The organism is Streptomyces sp. IBSNAI002 (assembly GCF_052244475.1).
Lineage (GTDB): Bacteria > Actinomycetota > Actinomycetes > Streptomycetales > Streptomycetaceae > Streptomyces.
In genome coordinates, this window is the sequence record NZ_JBQPXG010000002.1 from 7,543,690 (window position 1) to 7,564,521 (window position 20,832).

Annotated in this window: 19 protein-coding genes; 13 read left to right on the plus strand and 6 right to left on the minus strand. The window is 72.4% G+C overall.

The genetic code is table 11. The features are described from left to right. The first annotated feature begins 146 nt into the window (after positions 1-146). From ACTVZO_RS35030 to ACTVZO_RS35055, 6 genes are all read left to right on the plus strand, one after another. On the plus strand, positions 147-1,124 hold the full coding sequence (locus tag ACTVZO_RS35030) for an NADPH:quinone oxidoreductase family protein (protein ID WP_443302162.1): 978 nt from the start codon (positions 147-149) through the stop codon (positions 1,122-1,124). After that, complete coding sequence (locus tag ACTVZO_RS35035; protein ID WP_443302163.1) at positions 1,121-2,314, plus strand: acyl-CoA dehydrogenase family protein; 1,194 nt, start codon at positions 1,121-1,123, stop codon at positions 2,312-2,314. Before ACTVZO_RS35030 ends, ACTVZO_RS35035 begins: the two co-directional genes overlap by 4 nt. Beyond that, positions 2,311-3,465, plus strand: coding sequence for an acyl-CoA dehydrogenase family protein (locus ACTVZO_RS35040; RefSeq protein ID WP_443302164.1), 1,155 nt, complete (start codon positions 2,311-2,313; stop codon positions 3,463-3,465). The genes ACTVZO_RS35035 and ACTVZO_RS35040 overlap by 4 nt, the downstream gene beginning before the upstream one ends. A 156-nt stretch (positions 3,466-3,621) precedes the next feature. Beyond that, entirely contained in the window at positions 3,622-4,233 is a 612-nt protein-coding gene (locus ACTVZO_RS35045; protein ID WP_443302165.1) for a trimeric intracellular cation channel family protein, read from the plus strand. 88 nt (positions 4,234-4,321) lie between these two features. After that, positions 4,322-4,690, plus strand: coding sequence for a tyrosinase family oxidase copper chaperone (locus ACTVZO_RS35050; protein ID WP_443302166.1), 369 nt, complete (start codon positions 4,322-4,324; stop codon positions 4,688-4,690). 16 nt (positions 4,691-4,706) lie between these two features. Continuing rightward, a complete protein-coding gene (locus ACTVZO_RS35055; protein ID WP_443302167.1) occupies positions 4,707-5,570 on the plus strand; it encodes a tyrosinase family protein in 864 nt (287 codons plus the stop codon). Between the two features lie 125 nt (positions 5,571-5,695). Here ACTVZO_RS35055 and ACTVZO_RS35060 read toward each other — a convergent pair whose 3' ends face one another. Further along, on the minus strand, positions 5,696-5,977 hold the full coding sequence (locus tag ACTVZO_RS35060) for a chaplin (protein WP_443302168.1): 282 nt from the start codon (positions 5,975-5,977) through the stop codon (positions 5,696-5,698). 194 nt (positions 5,978-6,171) lie between these two features. Between ACTVZO_RS35060 and ACTVZO_RS35065 the strand changes: the two genes are divergently transcribed. Next, the gene (locus ACTVZO_RS35065; RefSeq protein ID WP_443302169.1) at positions 6,172-7,656 is read left to right on the plus strand and encodes a carboxylesterase/lipase family protein; all 1,485 of its coding nucleotides are present in this window, start codon (positions 6,172-6,174) and stop codon (positions 7,654-7,656) included. On the opposite strand, the gene ACTVZO_RS35070 is transcribed toward ACTVZO_RS35065, so the two are convergent. After that, positions 7,634-8,818, minus strand: a complete 1,185-nt coding sequence (locus ACTVZO_RS35070; protein ID WP_443302170.1) for an alpha/beta hydrolase — start codon at positions 8,816-8,818, stop codon at positions 7,634-7,636. The two genes, ACTVZO_RS35065 and ACTVZO_RS35070, sit on opposite strands and share 23 nt — an antisense overlap. A 248-nt stretch (positions 8,819-9,066) precedes the next feature. On the opposite strand from ACTVZO_RS35070, the gene ACTVZO_RS35075 reads away from it, so the two are divergent. Further along, complete coding sequence (locus ACTVZO_RS35075) at positions 9,067-10,095, plus strand: TolB family protein (protein WP_443302171.1); 1,029 nt, start codon at positions 9,067-9,069, stop codon at positions 10,093-10,095. Positions 10,096-10,170: 75 nt separating this feature from the next. Here ACTVZO_RS35075 and ACTVZO_RS35080 read toward each other — a convergent pair whose 3' ends face one another. Next, entirely contained in the window at positions 10,171-10,857 is a 687-nt protein-coding gene (locus ACTVZO_RS35080) for a GNAT family N-acetyltransferase (protein ID WP_443302172.1), read from the minus strand. A 140-nt stretch (positions 10,858-10,997) separates the two neighbouring features. On the opposite strand from ACTVZO_RS35080, the gene ACTVZO_RS35085 reads away from it, so the two are divergent. After that, the gene (locus ACTVZO_RS35085) at positions 10,998-11,798 is read left to right on the plus strand and encodes an alpha/beta fold hydrolase (RefSeq protein ID WP_443302173.1); all 801 of its coding nucleotides are present in this window, start codon (positions 10,998-11,000) and stop codon (positions 11,796-11,798) included. Between the two features lie 78 nt (positions 11,799-11,876). Here ACTVZO_RS35085 and ACTVZO_RS35090 read toward each other — a convergent pair whose 3' ends face one another. Further along, a complete protein-coding gene (locus ACTVZO_RS35090; protein ID WP_443302174.1) occupies positions 11,877-12,626 on the minus strand; it encodes a GntR family transcriptional regulator in 750 nt (249 codons plus the stop codon). Between the two features lie 176 nt (positions 12,627-12,802). Here ACTVZO_RS35090 and ACTVZO_RS35095 point away from each other — a divergent pair, with 176 nt between their 5' ends. From ACTVZO_RS35095 to ACTVZO_RS35110, 4 genes are all read left to right on the plus strand, one after another. Further along, the gene (locus ACTVZO_RS35095) at positions 12,803-14,083 is read left to right on the plus strand and encodes a PTS transporter subunit EIIC (protein ID WP_443302175.1); all 1,281 of its coding nucleotides are present in this window, start codon (positions 12,803-12,805) and stop codon (positions 14,081-14,083) included. 92 nt (positions 14,084-14,175) lie between these two features. Continuing rightward, the gene (locus ACTVZO_RS35100) at positions 14,176-15,231 is read left to right on the plus strand and encodes an SIS domain-containing protein (RefSeq protein ID WP_443302176.1); all 1,056 of its coding nucleotides are present in this window, start codon (positions 14,176-14,178) and stop codon (positions 15,229-15,231) included. Positions 15,232-15,282: 51 nt separating this feature from the next. After that, the gene (locus tag ACTVZO_RS35105; RefSeq protein ID WP_443302177.1) at positions 15,283-15,954 is read left to right on the plus strand and encodes a (2Fe-2S)-binding protein; all 672 of its coding nucleotides are present in this window, start codon (positions 15,283-15,285) and stop codon (positions 15,952-15,954) included. Between the two features lie 69 nt (positions 15,955-16,023). After that, a complete protein-coding gene (locus ACTVZO_RS35110) occupies positions 16,024-17,241 on the plus strand; it encodes an IS30 family transposase (RefSeq protein ID WP_443298897.1) in 1,218 nt (405 codons plus the stop codon). 123 nt (positions 17,242-17,364) lie between these two features. Here the strand turns inward: ACTVZO_RS35110 and ACTVZO_RS35115 are convergent, their stop codons facing one another. Together ACTVZO_RS35115 and ACTVZO_RS35120 are read right to left on the minus strand one after the other, a co-directional pair. After that, on the minus strand, positions 17,365-19,140 hold the full coding sequence (locus ACTVZO_RS35115; RefSeq protein ID WP_443302178.1) for a S8 family peptidase: 1,776 nt from the start codon (positions 19,138-19,140) through the stop codon (positions 17,365-17,367). Between the two features lie 265 nt (positions 19,141-19,405). Continuing rightward, positions 19,406-20,761 carry a cation:dicarboxylate symporter family transporter gene (locus ACTVZO_RS35120; protein ID WP_443302179.1) on the minus strand — a complete coding sequence of 452 codons (1,356 nt, stop codon included), beginning with the start codon at positions 20,759-20,761 and terminating at the stop codon, positions 19,406-19,408. Positions 20,762-20,832 lie beyond the last annotated feature (71 nt).

The following is a 20,832-nucleotide window of genomic DNA, read 5'->3' on the forward strand; positions in this document are numbered from 1 at the left end:
TGTTAATCCGACGGCCTCGGCCTGGTCGCCCGCTTTCCGCGCGAGTCTCCACCGGGTTCCCCGGCGTCCTGTGGTTCCCAGGAGGGCAAGCGACCGCTTAGTATGCCCGCGGAGCGTGGTTCCTCGACGGCGGCTGGAGGCCCCGGATGCAGGCATGGCGAGTACACACCCTGGGAGAGCCCCGAGAGGCCATGAGCCTCGAGGAGATCCCCGAACCGGTCCCCGGCGAGGGCGAGGTGAGGCTGAGGGTGCTCGCGGCGAACCTCAACTTCCCCGACGCGCTCCTCGTGCGCGGCCAGTACCAGATCCGCCCGCCGCTGCCCTTCACCCCCGGCGTCGAGATCTGCGGCCTGACCGACGACGGCCGCCGGGTCATCGCCAACCCCAGCCTGCCCCACGGCGGCTTCGCGGAGTACGTGGTCGCATCCGAACGGGCGCTGCTTCCGGCCCCCGAGAGCCTCGACGACGCCGAGGCCGCGGCCCTGCACATCGGCTACCAGACCGGCTGGTTCGGCCTGCACCGCCGGGCCCGCCTCCAGCCGGGCGAGACCCTGCTCGTGCACGCCGCCGCCGGCGGGGTCGGCAGCGCCGCCGTCCAGCTCGGCAAGGCTGCCGGGGCCACCGTCATCGGGGTCGTCGGCGGAAAGGCCAAGGCGCGCACCGCCGAGGAACTCGGCTGCGACCTGGTGATCGACCGCCGGTCCGAGGACGTGGTCGGCCGGGTGAAGGAGTTCACCGGCGGACGCGGGGCCGACGTCGTCTACGACCCCGTCGGCGGCGACTCCTACACCGTCTCCGCCAAGTGCGTGGCCTTCGAGGGCCGGATCCTGATCGTCGGCTTCGCGAGCGGCACCGTCCCCGCGCCCGCCCTCAACCACGCGCTCATCAAGAACTACTCGATCCTCGGTCTGCACTGGGGCCTGTACGCCACCAAGGACCCCGCCTCGATCGCCGCCTGCCACACCGAACTCACCCGCCTCGCCGCCGAGGGCGCCGTCAAGCCCCTGATCAGCGAGACCATCGCGCTCCCCGCCGTCGCCGACGCCGTGCAGCGCCTCGCCGACGGCGCCACCACCGGCCGCGTGGTCCTGGCCATGCCCCGCGAACGGGGTGTCTCCCGATGACCGCCGCCACCGCCGAGCACCTGCTCGCACGCGTACGGGACCTGCTCGCCGCCCACCCGCCCGCCACCACCTCCCGTACGGACTTCCTGCGCGCCCGCTTCGACGCCGGACTGGCCTGGGTCCACTACCCCGAGGGCCTCGGCGGGCTCGGCGCGCCCCGCTCCCTCCAGGCCGTCGTCGACGCCGAACTTGAGGCCGCCGGAGCCCCCGACAACGATCCGCGCCGGATCGGCATCGGCCTCGGCATGGCCGCGCCCACGATCCTCGCGTACGGCACCGAGGAGCAGAAGCGGCGCTTCCTGCGCCCCCTGTGGATCGGCGAGGAGGTCTGGTGCCAGCTCTTCAGCGAGCCCGGCGCGGGCTCCGACCTCGCGGCCCTCGGCACCCGCGCCGTCCTCGACGAACAGTCCGGCGACTGGGTCGTCGACGGCCAGAAGGTGTGGACCTCCAGCGCCCACACCGCCCGCTGGGCCATCCTGATCGCCCGCACCGACCCGGAGCAGCCCAAGCACCGGGGCATCACCTACTTCCTGTGCGATATGCACGACCCCGGCGTCGAGGTCCGGCCGCTGCGCCAGATCACCGGCGAGGCCGAGTTCAACGAGGTCTTCCTCACCGGCGTGCGCATCCCCGACGCCCACCGGCTCGGCGCCGTCGGCGACGGCTGGGCGGTGGCCCGCACCACCCTGATGAACGAGCGCGTCTCCATCGGCGGCATGCGCATTCCGCGCGAGGGCGGCATGATCGCGCCGGTCGCCGCCACCTGGCGCGAACGCCCGGCACTGCGCACCCACGCCCTCCACCAGCGGCTGCTGGAGCTCTGGGTGGAGGCCGAGGTCGCCCGGCTCACCGGTGAACGGCTGCGCCAGCAGCTCGCCGTCGGCCAGCCCGGCCCCGAAGGGTCCGGGATGAAGCTCACCTTCGCCCGCCTCAACCAGGAGATCAGCGCCCTGGAGGTCGAACTCCTCGCGGAGGAGGGCCTGTCCTACGAGGACTGGACCCTGCGCCGTCCCGAACTGGTCGACTTCACCGGCCGCGACGCCGGCTACCGCTACCTGCGCGCCAAGGGCAACAGCATCGAGGGCGGCACCAGCGAAGTCCTCCTCAACATCGTCGCCGAACGCGTACTGGGCCTGCCGTCCGAGCCGCGCGACGACAAGGACCTCGCCTGGAAGGACCTCTCCCGATGACGACCCCGACTACCCCGACGACGCTGCCGGCCCCGCCGGCCCCGGTGGACCTGCTCTACTCCGAGGCCGAGGAGGAGCTGCGCACCGCCGTACGCTCCCTCCTCGACGCCCGCTGCACACCGGCGGCCGTCCTCGCCCGGATCGAGACCGACCGGCCGCACGACCCGGCCCTGTGGCGCCCCCTCGCCGCCGGGATCGGCGCGGCCGGGCTGCTCGTACCGGAGAAGCTCGGCGGCCAGGGCGCGAGCCACCGCGAGGCGGCCGTGGTCCTGGAGGAGCTGGGCCGGGCCGTCGCGCCCGCCCCCTACCTGACGAGCGCGGTGCTGGCCACCGAGATCCTGCTGGGCTGCGACACCGACACCGACACCGACGCCGCCGCCCCGCTGCTGCGGGAGCTGGCCTCGGGCCGGCAGGTGTGCGTACCGGCCGTGCCGCTGACCCTCGCCCCCGGCGCCCCGCTGCCGGCCGCCCTCCACGACTCCGGCGGCGGGACCCTGACCGGCACGGTCACCTCCGTCGCGGACGCGGTCGCCGCCGACGTGCTGCTCGTGCTCGCCGACACCGGCCTGTACGCCGTCCCCGCCGCCTCGGCCGGGCTCACCGCGCAGGTCCCGCTCGACCTGACCCGCCCGCTCGCCACCGTCTCCTTCGACGCCGCGGCCGGCACCCGGCTCGCCGATCCGGCCACCGCCCGGGCGGCCGTCGCCGGAGCCCTGCTCTCCGGGGCCGGGCTGCTCGCCTCCGAACAGCTGGGGATCGCCGAGTGGTGCCTGACGGAGACCGTCGGCTACCTCCGCGTCCGCCACCAGTTCAACCGGCCCGTCGGATCCTTCCAGGCCCTCAAGCACCGGCTCGCACGGCTCTGGCTCGACGTGGCCTCGGCCAGGGCGGCGGCCAGGGCCGCGGCCGACGCCCTGGCCACCCAGTCCCCCGACGCACCGCTCACGGTCGCCGTCGCCCAGGCCTACTGCTCGGGCGTGGCCGTCCGGGCCGCCGAGGAGTGCGTCCAGCTGCACGGCGGGATCGGCATGACCTGGGAACATCCGGCCCACCTCTACCTGAAGCGGGCCAAGGCCGACTCCCTGGCCCTCGGCACGGCCGGCCACCACCGCGGCCTGGTCGCGGACTTCGCCGAACTCCCGGCGCCGTAGCGCCCGCCCCGCCGGACCCCGTGCCCGCCGGACCCCGTGTCCGGAACGCCGGCACGGGCTCCGGCCTGGCCGAACGGCCGATGCGGCGGAGGGCCCGGGTGCGGCACCCTCGACGGGTTGCCCCCGAGAACCCGCCCGCCCCGTGAAGGAGGCGCCATGCTGCACGCCCTCTACCTCCTCGGCATCGCCGCCTTCGCCGCCTCCGGCGTCCTGGCCGCGCACCGCGCCAACATGGACCCGTTCGGCGGGCTCGTGCTCGCCTTCGCCGCCAGCATCTCCGGCGGCACCCTGCGCGACCTCATCCTCGACCGGCACCCGCTGTACTGGACGCACGACTGGGTGCTGCTCGTGCTCATCGCCTCCGTCGGGGTGGCGACCATGCTCTACCTGCGCCGCTGGGAGCTCCCGCACCGCGCCCTCGTCGTGGTCGACGCCGTCGGTCTCGCAGTGGTGACCGTGATCGGTGCCCGCGCCGCCATCGACGCCCACGTCACGCCCGTCGCCGTCCTCATCCTCGCCGTCCTGACCGGCGTCACCGGCGAGGTCGTCCGCGACGTCCTGTGCGGGGAGTTCCCGCCGCTGCTGCTGCGCGAGGAGGTGTACGCGACGGCCGCGCTGGCCGGCGCCGCTTCCTACCTCGGCCTGCACTGGGCCGGCGTCGCGGACACGCCGAACATCGCCGTCTCCGCCGGGCTGGTCTTCGCCCTGCGGATGGCCGCGGTCTTCCGCGACCTGCACCTGCCCCGGCTCCAGCGCGTGACCGCCTGATCCCGGCCAGCCTGCACCCCCAGGGGTGACCTCGCCCGCCGCGCCGCGTTAGACCCGTAGCCGCCGGCCACCGAGCGAGGGAGACCGAATGCCCGCAGCACCCGCCGCACTTCCCACCCGCCGCGCCCTGCTCCGTACGGCCTTCAGCGCGGCCGTGCTCGCCGGGACCGCCGCGGCGCTGGCTCCCGTACTGCGGGCCCGCCGCCCCCGGCAGACCCTGACACCCGCCCCGCTCGCGGAGGAGGAGACGTACCGGGGCCGGCACATCGCCGTGGACCGGGCCGGGATCCGCATCGACGGGCGCCCGCTGCACGTCATGCGCCGGGCCGACGGCAGCTACCTGAGCGAGGTCAACCACTTCCAGTCCTTCGGGACCCCGCTGGAACTGGCCCGAGCGGCCGTCGACGAACTCGGCACCGCCCAGCTCGTGTCGGCGTCCGCCCCGCACCACGGCTGACGGGAGGAGCCCCGCCTTGTACACGCGGCAGAACCAGAAGAACCTGACCAGCGCGCAGAAGAAGCGCTTCACGGCGGCCGTGCTGGAACTCAAGCGCACCGGCGTCTACGACTCCTTCGTGCGCACCCACGGCAAGTACTTCGTGCCCGACCGCGACCGGAAGCTCCGCGTCGGGCACATGTCCCCGTCCTTCTTCCCGTGGCACCGGTACTACCTGCTGGAGTTCGAGAAGCAGCTGCGGACCGTGGACCCGGGCGTATCCCTCCCGTACTGGGACTGGACCACCGACACCAGCCCCGTCTCCTCCCTCTGGGCCGACGACTTCCTGGGCGGCACCGGCCGGGCGGCGGACCGGCAGGTGATGACCGGGCCCTTCGCCTACGACAAGGGGAACTGGACGGTGACGGTGGGCGTCTCGGAGGCCCGCTTCCTCACCCGCAACCTCGGCCGTCCGCAGAACCCGATCGCCCTGCCCACCCCCGCCGAACTGCAGTGGGCCGTCGACGACCCGGTCTACGACGTGTCCCCCTGGGACTCCACCGCCACCGCCGGCGGCTTCCGCAACAAGCTGGAGGGATGGGCCGCCCCCAAGAGCGAGCGCTGGCGCAACCACAACAAGGTGCACCAGTGGATCGGCGGGCACATGACCGGCGGCACCGCGCCCAACGACCCGGCGTTCTGGCTGCACCACGCCTTCGTGGACCTGATCTGGGACCGCTGGCAGCAGCGGCACCCGGGCTCCGGCTACCTGCCCGCCGCACCGCTCGCGCTCGGCGACCTCCAGCGCGGCCGGGTGATCGCCCTCGACGAACCGATGCCGCCGTGGGACGTCACCCCGCGCCAGATGCTCGGCCACCAGGGCCTCTACCGCTACGAATGACCCGGCCGGCCGCGCCGGGCGCACGGTGCGCACCGTGCGCTGGACACAGGGGACACACGGGAAGGGCCCCCGCCGTGCGGCGGGGGCCCTTCCTTCGGTCGGTCGATCAGCCGGTCAGACGGCGATCAGTGGCCGTAGCCGCCCTCGGTGTGGTGGTCGCCGCCACCCGAGGCGTTGACGCAGGTGTTGCCGAACGCCGGGTTCAGCAGGGCGATCACGTTGACGGTGTTGCCGCAGACGTTGACCGGGACGTGCACCGGAACCTGAACGACGTTGCCCGACAGGACACCGGGGGAGGCGAACGCCGCACCCTGCGCTCCGGCATCGGCGACGGCCAGACCCGCTCCGGCGGCCACGGCGCTACCGGCGACAGCGGTGACGGCGAATGCCTTCGCGATACGCGACATCAAGATCTCCTCATGAGAAACAGGACACCGCAGGGTGTGCGGTGTTTGACATGGCATACAACGCGGGGAGACGCGGGGGGTCACGGCCGCTGGGCCTACTTGGTGAGGTCCCCGGTACGGCTTGTCACCCATGGGGCGGCTGTGCGACGGTGCGCCCACCGCGCGCGTGCGCGGGGCCGAACCGGGAGGACCAGATGAGCGCAGCGGGCGGGGCCACCGGCGGCCGGCCCCGGGCCGCGACCGCGTACGGCGTGGTCGAGGGCCGCACCGGTCCGTACGGGACCGCCGTCTTCCGCGGCATCCCCTACGCCGCCCCGCCCGTCGGCCCCCTGCGCTTCGCGGCGCCCGCGCCCCCGGAGCCCTGGCAGGGCGTGCGCGACGCCGGTGCCTTCGGGCCGACCGCGCCGAAGGTGCCCTACCCGCCGAAGTTCGCCGCGCTGCTCGCCGACCCGGAGATCCCCGGGACGGACTGCCTGAGCGTCAACGTGTGGACCCCCGATCCGGCGCCCGGTGCCCGGCTGCCCGTCATGGTGTGGATCCACGGCGGGGCGCTCACCAGGGGCTCCTCGGCCGTACCCGTCTACAACGGCTCCGCCTTCGCCCGCGACGGGGTCGTGCTCGTCTCCCTCAACTACCGCCTCGGCGTCCTCGGCTACGGGCTCTTCCCCGACGCCCCCGCCAACCGGGGCCTGCTCGACCAGATCGCGGCCCTGGAGTGGGTCCGGGACAACATCGAGGCCTTCGGCGGCGACCCCGCCCGCGTCACCGTCTTCGGAGAGTCCGCCGGAGCCATCAGCACCGGAGCCCTGCTGGCCGCCCCCGGGGCCGCCGGGCTCTTCGCACAGGCGGCCCTGGAGAGCGGCGCCCCCGAGGCACTGCACCGCGACCGGGTCCGCGCCATGGTCCGGCGGATGGCCTCGCTGCTGAAGACGGACGCCACCGCGGCGGCCTTCGGCGCCACCGCCCTGCCCACCCTGCTCGCCGCGCAGGCCGCCGTACTGCGCCGGTCCGGCCCCCTGACCGGGGGGCCCGCCTTCGGCCTGGTGACCGACCCGGAGACGCTGCCCGAAGACCCGCTGGACGCGGCCCGGGCCGGCGACGTGCCGCTGCTGCTGGGCTGGACCGCCGAGGAGTACCGGCTCTGGCTGGCCCCGACGGGCACGATGCGGCTCCTGGACCGGCTGGGCCCGCTCGCCGTGGCCCTGGCCCGCCGGCGCAGCGGCAAGGACCGGGCCGCCGTACGGACACTGCGCGAAGCCCTGCCCGGGGCCGGCCCCGCCGACCTCGCGGGACACCTGCGCACCGACCGCATGCTGCGCGACCCGATGCGGAGGCTCGCCGGTGCGCGGCGGGCGGCGCCGAGCTACCTGTACGAGTTCGCGTGGCGTTCGGGCCTCCCGGGGCTCGGCGCCTGCCACGCGCTGGAGCTGGGCTTCGTGTTCGACACGCTGGACGCGCCGGAAGCTGCCTGGCTGGCCGGGCCGGACGCTCCCCAGGCGCTGGCCGACGAGATGCACGCGGCCTGGGTGCGTTTCGCGATGACCGGAGACCCGGGCTGGGCGCCCTGGAACGGCTCCGGCCCGCCGAAGGTGTTCGGCGGGCCGGAGGCGAAGGAAGCGGGGGAGGGCGCGGTGCGGGCGGCGGAGTCGCCGGACCTTACTCGACGGGTCCTTCCATGACCTTGCTGATGTACTGGATCGGCCCCTCGCCCATGTTCGGGACGTAGGTCTTGGCGTTGTGCTGGCCGCCCTTGATGATCCTCAGCTCGGTGTGCACGGGACCCTTGTTGCCGAAGGTCGCGATGAACTTCTGCACGTCGGGCAGCGTCTTCTTGTTGTTCTCGCTGTCGCCGACCTGGAAGGCGAGGTAGACGTCCGGGCCCTTGCTGTCGATGAGCTGCTTCGCGAGCAGCTCCGGGTTGTTCTCGGCCTTCTCCTTGTCGTGGCCCTTCCACAGGGAGGAGTCCGGGACGATGTCCGGGCCCGAGGCGATCACGGCCTTGAACTTGTCCGGGTGCTTCAGCACGGCCTTCAGGCCCGCGAAGCCGCCGGTGGAGGAGCCCATGAAGGCCCAGCCGTCACGTGACTTCACGGTCCGGAAGTTCGCCTTCATCAGGTCCGGCACGTCCTCGGTCAGCCACGTGCCCATCTTGGGCTGGTCGGGGATGTCGGAGCCGTCCCAGTAGATGCCCTTGTCGTCCGGGCCCGGGTTGAGCACCGGCATGGCCAGGATGAAGGGCTTGCTCTTCCCCTCGGCGTACCACTTGGCGATGCTGGTCTGGAGACCGAGGTCGGTGCCCATCCAGTAGTTGCTGGGGTAGCCGGCGCCGCCCGGCAGCGCGATCATGACCGGGAAGCCGCTCTTGGCGAACTTGGGGTCGTTGTACTCCTTGGGCGCCCAGACCCACACCTTGCCCTTGAAGCCGGACTTCTTGCCGTCCAGCGTGGTGACGGCCACGTGCGTCCCGTCGGGCAGCGTCATCGAGTTCTTGAACTCGGCCGGCGGCCCGGTGGGCATCAGCATCTTGGAGTTCGCGGCCTGGGGGGCCGGGTTCTTGCCCTTGTCGCCGCCGGACGGGGTCCCGAAGGAGACGGCCGAGCCCTTGTCGGTGAACGGGGGTATCTCGTAGTGGTTCATCACGCCGGCCGCGATGCCCGCGAGCGCCAGGACGGAGACACCCGCTATCACCCAGCGCCGGACCCGGGACCTGCGCCGGGGAGCCGGCTCGGGCTCCTGCCCGTACGGCTGCTGTCCGTGCTGGTCGCCGTAGGGCCGCTGCGGGTCCTGCCCCTCCGGCCGGTACGGCGGTCGGTGCTGCTGCCCTTCGGGTGGGTACGACATGTGCGGTGGCTCTCCGGCTGGTGCTGCCCCGAGGGGGCGGTGGTCTGGCGGGCTTGATCCTTCTGTTCGAAGGATGAACGAAAGCATGCCAGGGTTCCGCATTTTTCCCTTTCTTGGGACGTTCCGGGGACGGCCGTTGCCCGGTGCCGGCGCGGCCCGTCGGCTTCCGGTTCCGTTCACCGGCCGGGTCTGGCTCATGTGCATGCCCATAGGTAAGGTGCCCCCGCCCCGCGAGAGGAGAGGACCCCTTGAGCCTCCAGCGCCGGATCCTGATCCTGGCCACCGCCGTCGTGCTGCTCGCCGCCGTGGCCGTGACGGCCCTCGTACGGGCCTCCGACACGGCCGACGAGAAGAACCGGACGCAGGCCGACGGCCCCCGGGTCACCCGGGGCGCGGTCTCGCTGGACCCCGCCCACGGCGGTCCGCGCATCGTGTTCCGGAACATGGCCTGGGGGCCGCACCGCGACGAGCTCGCCACCGTCCGGGCCGCCGCGCCGGACGGGGACCGGACCGCCTCGGGGGTGGCCTGCTTGCGCTTCCACGCCGCGGCGGGCACCGGGATCTGCCTCCAGCCCGAGAAGGGCGGGGTCCCGGACCGCTACCGGGCCGTCGTGCTCGACGCCCGCCTCCAGGAGGTCTCCGCGCACGCCGTGACCGGCATCCCCACCCGCGCCCGGGTCTCGCCGGGCGGCCGGCTGGCGGCCTGGACGGTCTTCGTCGGCGGGGACTCGTACGCCGGAACCGACTTTTCCACCCGGACCGCGGTGCTCGACCTGCGCACCGGCCGGCTCGAGGCCTCGCTCGAGGACTTCACGGTCCTCAAGGACGGCAAGCCGTACCGCAGCGCCGACGTGAACTTCTGGGGGGTGACCTTCACCGCCGACGAACGGACCTTCTACGCCACGCTGGGCACCGCGGGCCGCACCCACCTGGTCCGCGGAGACCTGGCGGCGCGCACCGTGACCACGCTGCGCGAGAACGTCGAGTGCCCCTCCCTGTCGCCCGACGGGACCCGGGTGGTGTTCAAGAAGCGGGTGCCCGGACTGCCGGCCGAGGCGCCGTGGCGGCTGCACGTACTGGACCTGGCCTCCGGCACGGAGACCCCGCTCGCCGAGGAGCGGAGCGTGGACGACCAGGTGGTGTGGACGGACGACCGGACGGTCGTCTACTCCCTGCCGGGGGACTTCGGAGCCGACCTCCACTCCGTACCGGCCGACGGGAGCGGCGCCCCCGCGCGGCTCACGGCATCGGCCCTCGCCCCGGCCTTCCTCGGATGAACCGACGAGATCGACGATCGACGTGTCCGGGAGGAGGCGGGGGAGGGCCGGTGCAGGAGCGTTACGCCAGGCGGGCTAGGCGGGGATCAGCGTGCGGCGGCGCCGCTTGCGCTGAGCACCGGCCGACAGCCTCAACTCGATGATCGACCGCACGGCCGGCCACTCCTCGTCGAGGATCGAGTAGAAGGCCGTACTGCGGACCGCCCCGTCGAGCCCCCGCGAATGCGCCCGGCGGACGCCCTCGCAGGTGAAGCCGAGACGTTCCATCGCGGCCCGCGAGCGGCCGTTGCGGGCGTCCGCCCGCAGCGAGATCCGGCGCACCCCCCAGGTCTCGAAGGCGTGGCGGAGCATGAGCAGCTTCGCCTCGGTGTTGATGCCGGTCCCCTGGGCGCCCGGGGACAGCCAGGTATTGCCGATCTCGGCGGCATCGGGGATCGCCGTCGCCGGATCGCCGAACGGAACGCCGGGTACTGCGGGCCACACCAGCGGCCCCTGCCAGTAGTCGAGTTCCAGGAACCGGGTCGAACCGACGACCCGCCCGTCCTTGGCTCTGATGACCGCGAACGGGAGCGATCGGCCCGCCGCCTGATCGGCGAGGGCACGGTCGATGTACTCGTGGGACGCCTGAACCCCATGGGGTACGGGGGTGAAGGCGTAAGTCGTACGATCCTCGGCACCGGCCAGGGCCAGGGCCTCGGTGTGGTGGGGTGCGAGGGGCTCGAGCCGCACGGTGCGGCCGGCGAGGAGTACGGGTACGGGCACGGAGCCTTCGGTCCTTCTGGGCGGTGGGGTGGTTGCACAGTCTGCGTCCCTGACGTCGCCCCCCGTGCAAAACACGGGTGAAAGGCAACGGGCTGTCAGGTGAACGCGAGTGGCTCAATGTAGCCCCTTAAAGTCCTCTCATGAACCCCCAATTTGGCAATGGCGTGAACCTCTTTTTCGATGACTTGGGTCCCCGGGGCGGAGCGCCCGTAATCCTGATCCACGGACATCCGTTCAACCGCACCATGTGGGCCGCCCAGACGGCCGCGCTGACCGCCGCCGGATACCGGGTCATAGCCCCTGACCTGCGAGGATACGGAGAGAGCCCGGTGTTCCCGGGCAAGGCGCTGCTTGCCGATTTCGCCGATGACCTCGCCGGTCTCCTGGCCCGCCTGGGAATCGAACAGGTGGTCGTCGGCGGTGTGTCCATGGGCGGGCAGATCGCCATGGAGATGCGGCTGCGCCACCCGGGTCTGGTGAGGGCCCTCGTCCTGTCCGACACGACCGCCTTCCCGGAGACCGCGGAGGCGCGCAAGGCCCGTCTCGAGACCGCCGACCGGCTGCTCGCCGAGGGCATGGGGCCGTACGCGGAAAGCGTCATCGACAAGATGCTGGCGCCCTACAACGTGACCGGCATGCCGGAGGCGGCCGGGCGGGTGACCGCCATGATGCGCGCGACGGACCCGGAGGGCGCCGCGGCGGCCCTGCGCGGCCGCGCCGAGTGCCCCGACTACCGGCCCGTGCTCGCGGAGACCGCCGAGCCCTGCCTGGTCCTGGTCGGCGCCGACGACGTGTACACGCCCGTCGCGGCGGCCGAGGCCCTGCACGCGCTGCTGCAGGACTCGGTGCTCGCCGTCATCGAGCGCGCCGGGCACCTGCCGGGCGTGGAGCAGCCGGAGGCCTTCAACCGGGCGCTGCTGGAGTTCCTCGCCCGCCTCTGACCCGCGGGGCGGCGGAAGAAGGGTCTTTCGCCGTCCGTCCCGGTGCCCAATGGCGCCCTGGCGCCGGGCACCGGCGTGTCACTCTGTCCGGAGGGTGGTGCGCAGCCGGTAGCGCTCGCCGCTGTACTCCACCGTCGACAGCAGCAGCGGCCTGCCGCCGCGCGTGAACACGGTCTGGTCGAGGACGAGTACGGGCGCCCCGGCCGCGATGCCCAGGTGCCCGGCGAGCTCCGCGTCCGCGCTGCGGGCCTCGATGGTCGCCTCGGCGCGTTCCGGCTGGACGCCCCAGCGGCGCAGCTCGCTGAACAGGGAGGCCTCGCGGAAGTCGGTCCTGGTCAGGTCGGGCGCCAGCTCGGCGACGACCAGGGTGCGGTCGAGGGCGATCCGCACGTCGTTGAGCAGGCGGACCCGCTCCAGGCGCAGCAGCGGGGTACCGGCGGGCACGCCGAGCCGGTCCGCGTCGTCCAGGGACGCGGTGACCGTGTCGTGGCGCAGCACGGTCGAGCTCGCCCGCATGTGCTTGCGGCGCGCGGTGGCGGTGAAGGACTCCAGGTCCTCCGGCCAGTCCCGGGCCGGGGCCGGGGGCGAGGCGGCGGCGACGAACCAGCCGCGGCCGTGTGACGCGGTCACCAGGCCCTGGTCGACCAGATGGGCCAGCGCCCGGCGCAGGGTGACGCGCGAGACCTCGAGGCGGGTGCACAGCTCGCGCTCGGGCGGCAGCTTGCTGCCCTCGCCCAGGCCGCGGCGGGCGATCTCCTCGCGGATCCGGTCGGCGGCCTGCGACCAGAGGGGATCGGCGCCCCGGGCGTCCATTGCGTCGTCGGTCATGGAGGGACCGTACCACCTGCTACCAGTTCCTCCGGGCCTAGGGCCTAACGCATGGGGGACCTTCGGCATGTCTTGGCCGCTGGCGTGCAGACCACATAAAACCACTATTGACCAATAAAGAACCTCTAAGTACCTTCGGGGTCATTCCCACCCCCACTCGACGAGGAGTACCCGCGATGAGTACGGCCCGGATCATGCCGGTCATGCAACGCATCGGCAGAAGCCTGATGCTGCCGGTGGCCACCCTCCCGGCCGCCGCCCTGCTGACCCGGCTCGGGGGCGACGACCTGCTGGGCCGCGAGAGCTTCCCGGAGGTCGTCCGCAAGCTCGCCATGGTGCTGGCCGCCGCCGGTGACACCGTGTTCGCCAACCTCCCGCTGCTCTTCGCGGTCGGGGTGGCCATCGGCTTCGCGAAGAAGGCCGACGGCTCCACGGCCCTGTCCGCGGTGGTCGGGTACCTGGTCTTCAAGGCCGTGCTCGCCAGCCCCGCCTTCCCCATGGGCGTCGACGGCGAACCGCTGGACGCCAAGGTCCTCGGCGGAATCGTGATGGGCCTGATCGCCGCCCTCCTCTACCAGCGCTTCAGCCGGACCAAGCTGCCCGAGTGGCTGGGCTTCTTCGGCGGCCGCCGTCTCGTGCCGATCCTGAGCGCGTTCGCGGGCGTCGGCACCGGAGTGGTATTCGGGTTGGTATGGCCGACCGTCGGCTCCTGGTTCTTCCACTTCGGCGAGTGGCTCGTGGGCACCGGCGCCTGGGGAGCGGGCATCTTCGGCGTCGTAGTCCGCGCCCTCATCCCCATCGGGATGCACCACTTCTTCTCGTTCTTCCCCTGGTTCGAGGCGGGCACCTTCGTCAATCCGGCCACCGGGGCGGAGGTGCACGGCGACATCCACCGCTTCCTCGCCGGAGACCCGACCGCGGGGCAGTTCATGACCGGCGGGTTCCCGATCTACATGTTCGCGCTGCCGGCCGCCGCCATGGCCATCGCCCACACCGCCCGGCCCGAGAACCGCACCATGGTCAAGGGCATGATGATCTCCGTCGCCCTCACCTCGTTCGTCACGGGCGTCACCGAACCCATCGAGTTCGCCTTCATGTTCGTCGCGCCGGTGCTCTACGCCATCCACGCGGTCCTCTTCGGCGTCTCCATGGCCCTGTGCTACGCCCTCGGCATCCGCGACGGCTTCGGCTTCTCCTCCGGCGCCATCGACTACCTCGTCAACTTCGGCATCGCCACCAAGCCGCTGCTGCTCATCCCGATAGGCCTGGCCTTCGCGGCCCTCTACTACGTGATCTTCCGGTTCGCCATCGTCAAGTTCGACCTGCCGACACCGGGACGCGAACGGGACCCGGAGCCGGACCCGGAGCCGGACCCGGAGCCGGAGCCGGAGCCGGAGCCGGAGACGGAGCCGGAGACGGCACCCGCCCCCGGCGCCAAGGCCGACTCCACCGCCTGAGCCCGGTCCTCCCGACCCGCCGGCCCACCCGGCCCGGCCGCCCCGAGCGCGGCCCCGTACCCTCCTCCCCCTCACCGCCAGGAGCAGCCACGATGTCCGGATCCCGCATCACCTTCCTCCAGGGCCAGGCCGGCCAGGGCGCTGCCCTCGCCCGGATCGCCGCCCGCGTCCGCACCCGGCTCGGCTCCCCGGAGCTGGCCGCTCTGCGCACCGCCCGACGCCCGCTCTTCACCGGCATCGGCGCCTCGTACGCCGCCCTCGCCGTGCCCGTACAGCAGCTGCGCGAGGCCGGGATCGTCACCCAGCGCGTGCTGTCCAGCGAGATCGAGACCGGCACGGCCGGCTTCGACACCGACTGCCTGATCGCCGTGTCGCAGGGCGGACGCAGCTCCGAGACCCTCGCCGCGTTCCAGTGCGCGGCCCCCGGCATCACCAGGGCCGCACTGCTCAACGTGGTGCCCTCGCCGCTGGGCGACCTCGCCGACGTCACCGTGGACCTCGGCAACGAGTCCGACTCGTACGCCTCCACCGTCGGCTACACCGGCACCGTGGTCGCCCTCGACCTCGTCGCGGGCGTCCTGGCCGGCCGGGACGGCGACCCCTGGGGCGACATCGCCGAGCAGACCACCGCGGTCCACCGCCAGGCCGCCGAGGTCGTGGCGCGGCTGCGGGTGCGCGGCGCCCGCTGCGTCGCCTCCGACGGCGTGGCCGCCGGAGCCTCCCGCGCCTCGGCCGAGGAAGGCGCGCTGCTGCTGCGCGAGGTGGTCCGGATGACGGCCGCCGCCTCGGCGACCCGCAACTACCTGCACGGCGAGATGGAGTCGGCGGGCAACACCCTGCACCTCGTGTACGGCGACGGCCGCGAGATCGAGCTCGCCCGCTCACTGGCCGGCGCGGGCCACCTGACGCTGCTGATCACCACGGCGGAGGTGGAGGCCGCCGAGAACCTGTTCGCGGTCAGGCTGCCGCGCTGCGCCGACGCGGTCCGCGTCGTGCTGGAGACGGTGGTCCTCCAGGAACTCGTGGCCCAGCTGAGCGCGGAACGGGGCGTGCCGATCGAGTCCTTCGTCTTCGCGAACGACGACACCAAGGAGGGCGGGCTCGACATGTCCGACTTCGAGGTGGCCGCCTGCACCCCGTCGGGCTGATCCACCCCACCGCCCTCCGTGCCCGGTCCGGCGGCGGATACCGTGGCCGACGTGGACGACGTATTGAGGCAACTGGGATCCGTGGGGCCCTTCTTCACCGTGGCCTGTGGGAAGGAGCCGCCGCCCGGCCCCGGGTTCCGGCCGCTGACCGTGCTGTACGGGGAGCAGCTCGCGCCGTACGTCGCGGAGGTCGGGCGGCGCAACCGCAGCGGGCCGGGGCGGGTGGCGGCCTCGACCGCCCAGTTCGGCATCGCCGCGCGGCTCTGGTCGATCGGGCTGGGCTGCGCGGCACTGGCCGGGCGGGTGCCGGACCTCGCCGCCGACCGGGTGTGGTGGCGGCTGCCGGGCGCGGGATCGCTGGAACTGTGGCTCCCCGAGCCGCAGGAACTTCCGGTCGGCGAGCTCGGCGGGAACGTGCTCGGCCATCTGGAGCTGCTGGACTCCGCGGTGCGCGAGCGGTTCGGGGTGTCGCCCAAGGTGCTGCGGGGCAACACCGCGTCGGGGCTGGTCGGGGCCTTGCGGGTGCTGCTCGACCGGGTGCCCGGCAGCACGGCCGTGGAACTTGCGGCCGCCCTGCTCGCCGACGGCGGCGCCCTCGCCGGGACCGGCACCTTCGTCCACGAGGAGGGGCTCGGGGTGGCGTTCGTACGGCGCAGCTGCTGCCTCTACTACCGGGTGCCGGGCGGCGGTTACTGCGGGGACTGCGTGCTGCGGACCCGGTGAACGGCGAGGGCCCCCGGGAGCACGCTTGGGTTCTAGAAGTCGTCGCAACACCCCAGCTCAAGGGGTGCGATGGAGTTCGAGATCCGCGAGGTGCGGACGGTGGCCCAAGGCCGTCGGAAGCTGGTCCGTGAGCGGGAGGAATACTTCCGGCTCATGGACCAGGGCCTGAGCAGTTCCGAAGCCTGCAGACGAGTCGGGATCAACCTGCGCACGGGCAAGCGGTGGCGTAACGGCCGCAACCCGTCGGGCCGGCACAAGGCGGCACCACCGGTTCGTCCGGTGGTGCCGCCTTCCGCGTCGTCGCGGTATCTGTGTGAGGCCGACCGGATCCACATCGCAGACCGGCTGCGGGAGAAGGCCACGATCCGGGCGATCGCGGCCGAGCTGGGCCGCAGCCCGTCCACGGTCAGCCGGGAGCTTCGCCGCAACCGGCACCCGGGGAACGGGCAGTACCGGCCCTTCGCGGCGCAGGCCCGGGCCGATGACCGCCGGCCACGGCCCAAGCCGCGCAAGATCAGCCAGAACCCCGAGCTGAGAGCCGCGGTCCAGGCCGGCCTGGACGAGCTGTGGAGCCCGGAGCAGATCTGCCAGGCTCTGCGGGCACAGTTCCCCGACCGGCCGGAGATGCACGTGGTCCACGAAACCGTCTACCAGGCCCTCTACGTCCAAGGACGCGGGGAACTGCGCAGGGAGCTCGCCGGAGCACTGCGGACCGGACGGGCCCGCCGCAAGCCCCACCGCCAGGCCCAGCAGCGACGGCCCCGCTTCGCCGAGCCCATGGTCATGATCAGCGAGCGTCCCGCCGAGGCGGAAGACCGTGCGGTCCCCGGCCACTGGGAAGGCGACTTGATCATCGGCAAGGACAACGGGTCCGCGATCGGAACCCTGGTCGAGCGGGCCACCCGATACGTGATGCTCGTGCACCTGCCGGACGGCCGGAGCGCCGAGCAGGTCCGCGACGCACTGCAGGAGACCGTCCAGCTCCTGCCTGCCCACCTGAAACGGTCCCTGACCTGGGACCAGGGTTCGGAGATGGGCCGCCATCACGAGTTCACCGTCGCCACCGACGTTCCGGTCTACTTCTGCGATCCGGCCAGTCCCTGGCAGCGCGGCTCGAACGAGAACACCAACGGCCTGCTGCGGCAGTACTTCCCCAAGGGCACCGACCTGTCCGTCCACGACCGGGAACACCTCGACGCCGTCGCCGCCCAGCTCAACGGCCGCCCACGCAAAACGCTCGACTGGGAAACCCCAGCCGAGCGCCTGCATAAACTGCTCGCGGCCTGATCAACATGACCACGTGTTGCGACGACCCCTAGAAAGCACCACGTGCTCCCGGGGGCCCTCGCGGTGTGCCGGAACCGGTCGGTACCGGTCGGTACCGGTCGGTACCAGTCGGAACCGTCGTGACTAGAAGGTCAGGTTCCAGGCGTCGATCTTGCCGATGTCGCCGCCGGCGTTGTCGTTCACCCGGAGCTTCCAGGTGCCGTTCGCGACCTCCGAGGAGGCGTTGACGGTGTACGTCTGGTTGATGTTGTCCGTGCTCGAGCCGGTCCGGTTGTGCAGGCCGTACACGGTGCCGTCGGGCGCGATCAGGTCGACCTTCAGGTCACCGATGTAGGTGTGCACGATGTTCACGCCCACCTTGAGGGTGGCCGGGGCGTTGCCCGTGACCCCGCTGACGGTGACCGGGCTCTCCACGGTGGTGTTGTCGCCGATGGCGAAGTCACCGGTGTTCTCGAAGTACTTGCCGGGCGGCGGGGTGCTGCCGACGGCCTTGAGCGCGTCGACCTGGCCCTCGCCGAAGAAGCCGTTCTTCGCCGTGGTGCCCTTGCAGCGGGTGTCCGACGGGCAGGCGACGTCGTTGGCCTGGGTGGCCAGCTTGTCGCGCAGCTGCGCCGGGGTGATGCCCGGGTTGGTGCTCGCCAGCAGCGCGGCCACGCCGGCCACGTGCGGGGAGGCCATCGAGGTGCCGCTCATGCTGCCGTACTTGCCGCCCGGCAGTGTGCTGTAGATGCCGGTCGCGTCGCCGCCGGGGGCCGTCACGTCGATGACGTTCAGACCGTAGTTGGAGTACGAGGCCTTCGCGGTGGTGCCCATCGCCGAGACCGTGACCACGCCCGGGAGCTCGGTCGGGATGTCCAGGCAGGCGTTGGTGATGGTGCGGGTGACCGGCGTCGAGTCGTTCGGGCTCTCGGTGTCGGTGGTCTTGTTGGCCAGGTCCAGGTTGGAGTTGCCGGCCGCCGCGACCTGGAGCGAGCCCTTGCCCTCCGCGTACTCCTGGGCGCGCTTGACGCCCTCGATGATCGCGGCCTGGTCGGCGTTGTCCGGGCAGTTGAACTGCCACGGGTCGGTGTAGTAGCTGTTGTTGGTGACCTTGAAGCCGTGGTCACCGGCCCACATGAACCCGCAGACGGTGTTCTCGGGGAAGAAGAGCGAGGTGTTCGGCTCGGCGATGCGCACCGAGGAGATCTTCACGCCCGGGGCCACGCCGATGACGCCCTTGCCGTTCTTGGCGGCGGCGACCGTACCGGCCACGTGCGTGCCGTGCGTGCCGACGTCGCGCCAGGCGCCGGCGCGGGTGTCGGCCTTGCCGTAGGCGCAGGACGCGGAGTCCGCCGCGTTGAAGTTCGGTGCCAGGTCCTGGTGCTGGTCGTCCACACCGGTGTCCAGGATGCCGACCTTGACGGTGGCGGAGCCGGTGGTGACGGCCCAGGCCTGGTCGGCCTTGATCTGGGTCATGTCGGCGCGGACCGGCTCGCCCGCCGGGGTGGTGGACTGCGCCGGGTTGGCGGGCAGCGCCGGGTTGTAGGCGTCCGCCGGGATGTCCGAGGTGCGGGTGGCGCCGACCTGCTGGACCCCGCTCACACCGCGCATGGTGGCGGCGAAGGTGCCCGAGGCGGAGTGGGCGACGATGACGCCGATCGCGTCGTACGACGCGAAGACCGAGCCGCCGTTGGAGGCGACGGCCGCGCGGACCGCCGAGGTGTCACCGGGGGTGGTGATCACGAAGTAGGCACGGGTGCCGGCAACCCAGGTCGCACTCTGGGAAGTCGGGGCCGCGGCCTGGGGAGCCGCCGCTGCCGCCGGAGCGGAGGCGGGGGCGGACGGGCCCACGGGGTCGGTGCCGGCGAGCGCGGCAGGAGTCCCGAAGGCGAGTGCGGCGCCGAGGGTGGCGGCCAGCACGAGGGTACGTCGAGGTCGGCTGGATATGTGGGGTATCAATGCGTCCTCCGATGACCCGGTGGTGCGGATGGCAGCTACCGGGCCGTACGAAACGAGTGGTGGACGCAAGATGTCAGACGTGTGCCCCGGTATGGAAGTACCTTTTACCGCACGCGCGTTCTCCGGCCCATGGCCGAAAATCGCCCCTACCGGGAGTAGTCGGGACCGACCGGGCTGGGCACCGTGGGGGCGAGCCCTGCCCGGCCGGCCCGAGCGGGCCCGCCGGCTAGACCGGCACGCCGTCCTTGGCGGCTTCGGGCTGGGGCGGGACGGCGCCCGCCGGCTCGTGCGCCGCGTCGTCGACCAGCGTGGTCTCGTCGAACGGCAGCCGTCCGGCGAGCACCTCGCCGGCCCGTTCGCGGTCGAACTCCTTGGTCCACGTGCCGATGAGCACCGTGGCGACCGCGTTGCCCGCGAAGTTGGTCAGCGCCCGGGCCTCGCTCATGAACCGGTCGATGCCGACGATCAGGCCGACCCCGTCCACCAGTTCCGGCCGGTGCGACTGGAGTCCGCCGGCGAGCGTGGCCAGGCCCGCTCCGGTCACCCCGGCCGCGCCCTTCGAGGCGATGACCATGAACAGCAGCAGCGAGATCTGCTCGCCCAGTGCGAGCGGCTGGCCCATCGCCTCCGCGACGAACAGGGAGGCCATCGTCAGGTAGATCGCGGTCCCGTCCAGGTTGAAGGAGTAGCCGGTCGGCACCGTGATGCCGGTGACCGGCCGGGAGACGCCCAGGTGCTCCATCTTCGCGATGAGCCGCGGCAGCGCCGACTCCGAGGAGGAGGTGGACAGGATCAGCAGGAACTCCCGCCCGAGGTAGCGCAGCAGGGAGAACACGCTGACACCGGTGCACACCCGCAGCAGCGTGCCGAGCACCAGGAAGACGAAGATCAGGCAGGTCGCGTAGAAGCCGATCATGATGACGGCGAGTGACTTGAGCGCGTCGATGCCGGTCGCCCCGACCACCGCGGCGATCGCCCCGAAGGCGCCCACCGGGGCCGCCCACATGATCATCGCCAGCACCCGGAACACCAGCTTCTGCACGTGCCCGATCCCGCGCAGCACCGGTTCGCCCGCCGCGCCCATCGCCTGCAGCGCGAACCCGCACAACAGCGCCACCAGCAGCGTCTGGAGCACCTCGCCGCCGGTGAAGGCGGACACCAGGGTGGTCGGGATGATCCCCAGCAGGAACTCCGGCGTGCTCTCGGCCCCGCCCGCCTTGGCCTGCGCCTCGCCGGCCTGCTTGGCCGCCTCGGTCAGGTGCAGGCCGCTGCCCGGCTCCAGCAGGTTGCCCACGAGCAGGCCGATGGCGAGGGCCACGGTGGACATCACCATGAAGTAGCCGAGGGCGAGCCCGCCCACCGCCCCCACCTTGGCGGCCTTGCGGACCGAGCCGATGCCCAGCACGATCGTGCAGAAGATCACGGGCGAGATCATCATCTTGATGAGGTTCACGAAGCCGGTGCCCAGCGGCTTGAGCTCCACAGCCACGCCGGGTGCGGCGAAGCCGACGGCGATGCCGAGGAGCACCGCGGCGATCACCGCGATGTAGAGATAGTGCGTTCTGTCGCGCGTGGCGGCCACGATGCCTCCTGGTGGTGAAAACGTTCCGGGAGGACCATGGCCCGCCGATGTGACCCCGGTCACCCTTGCGT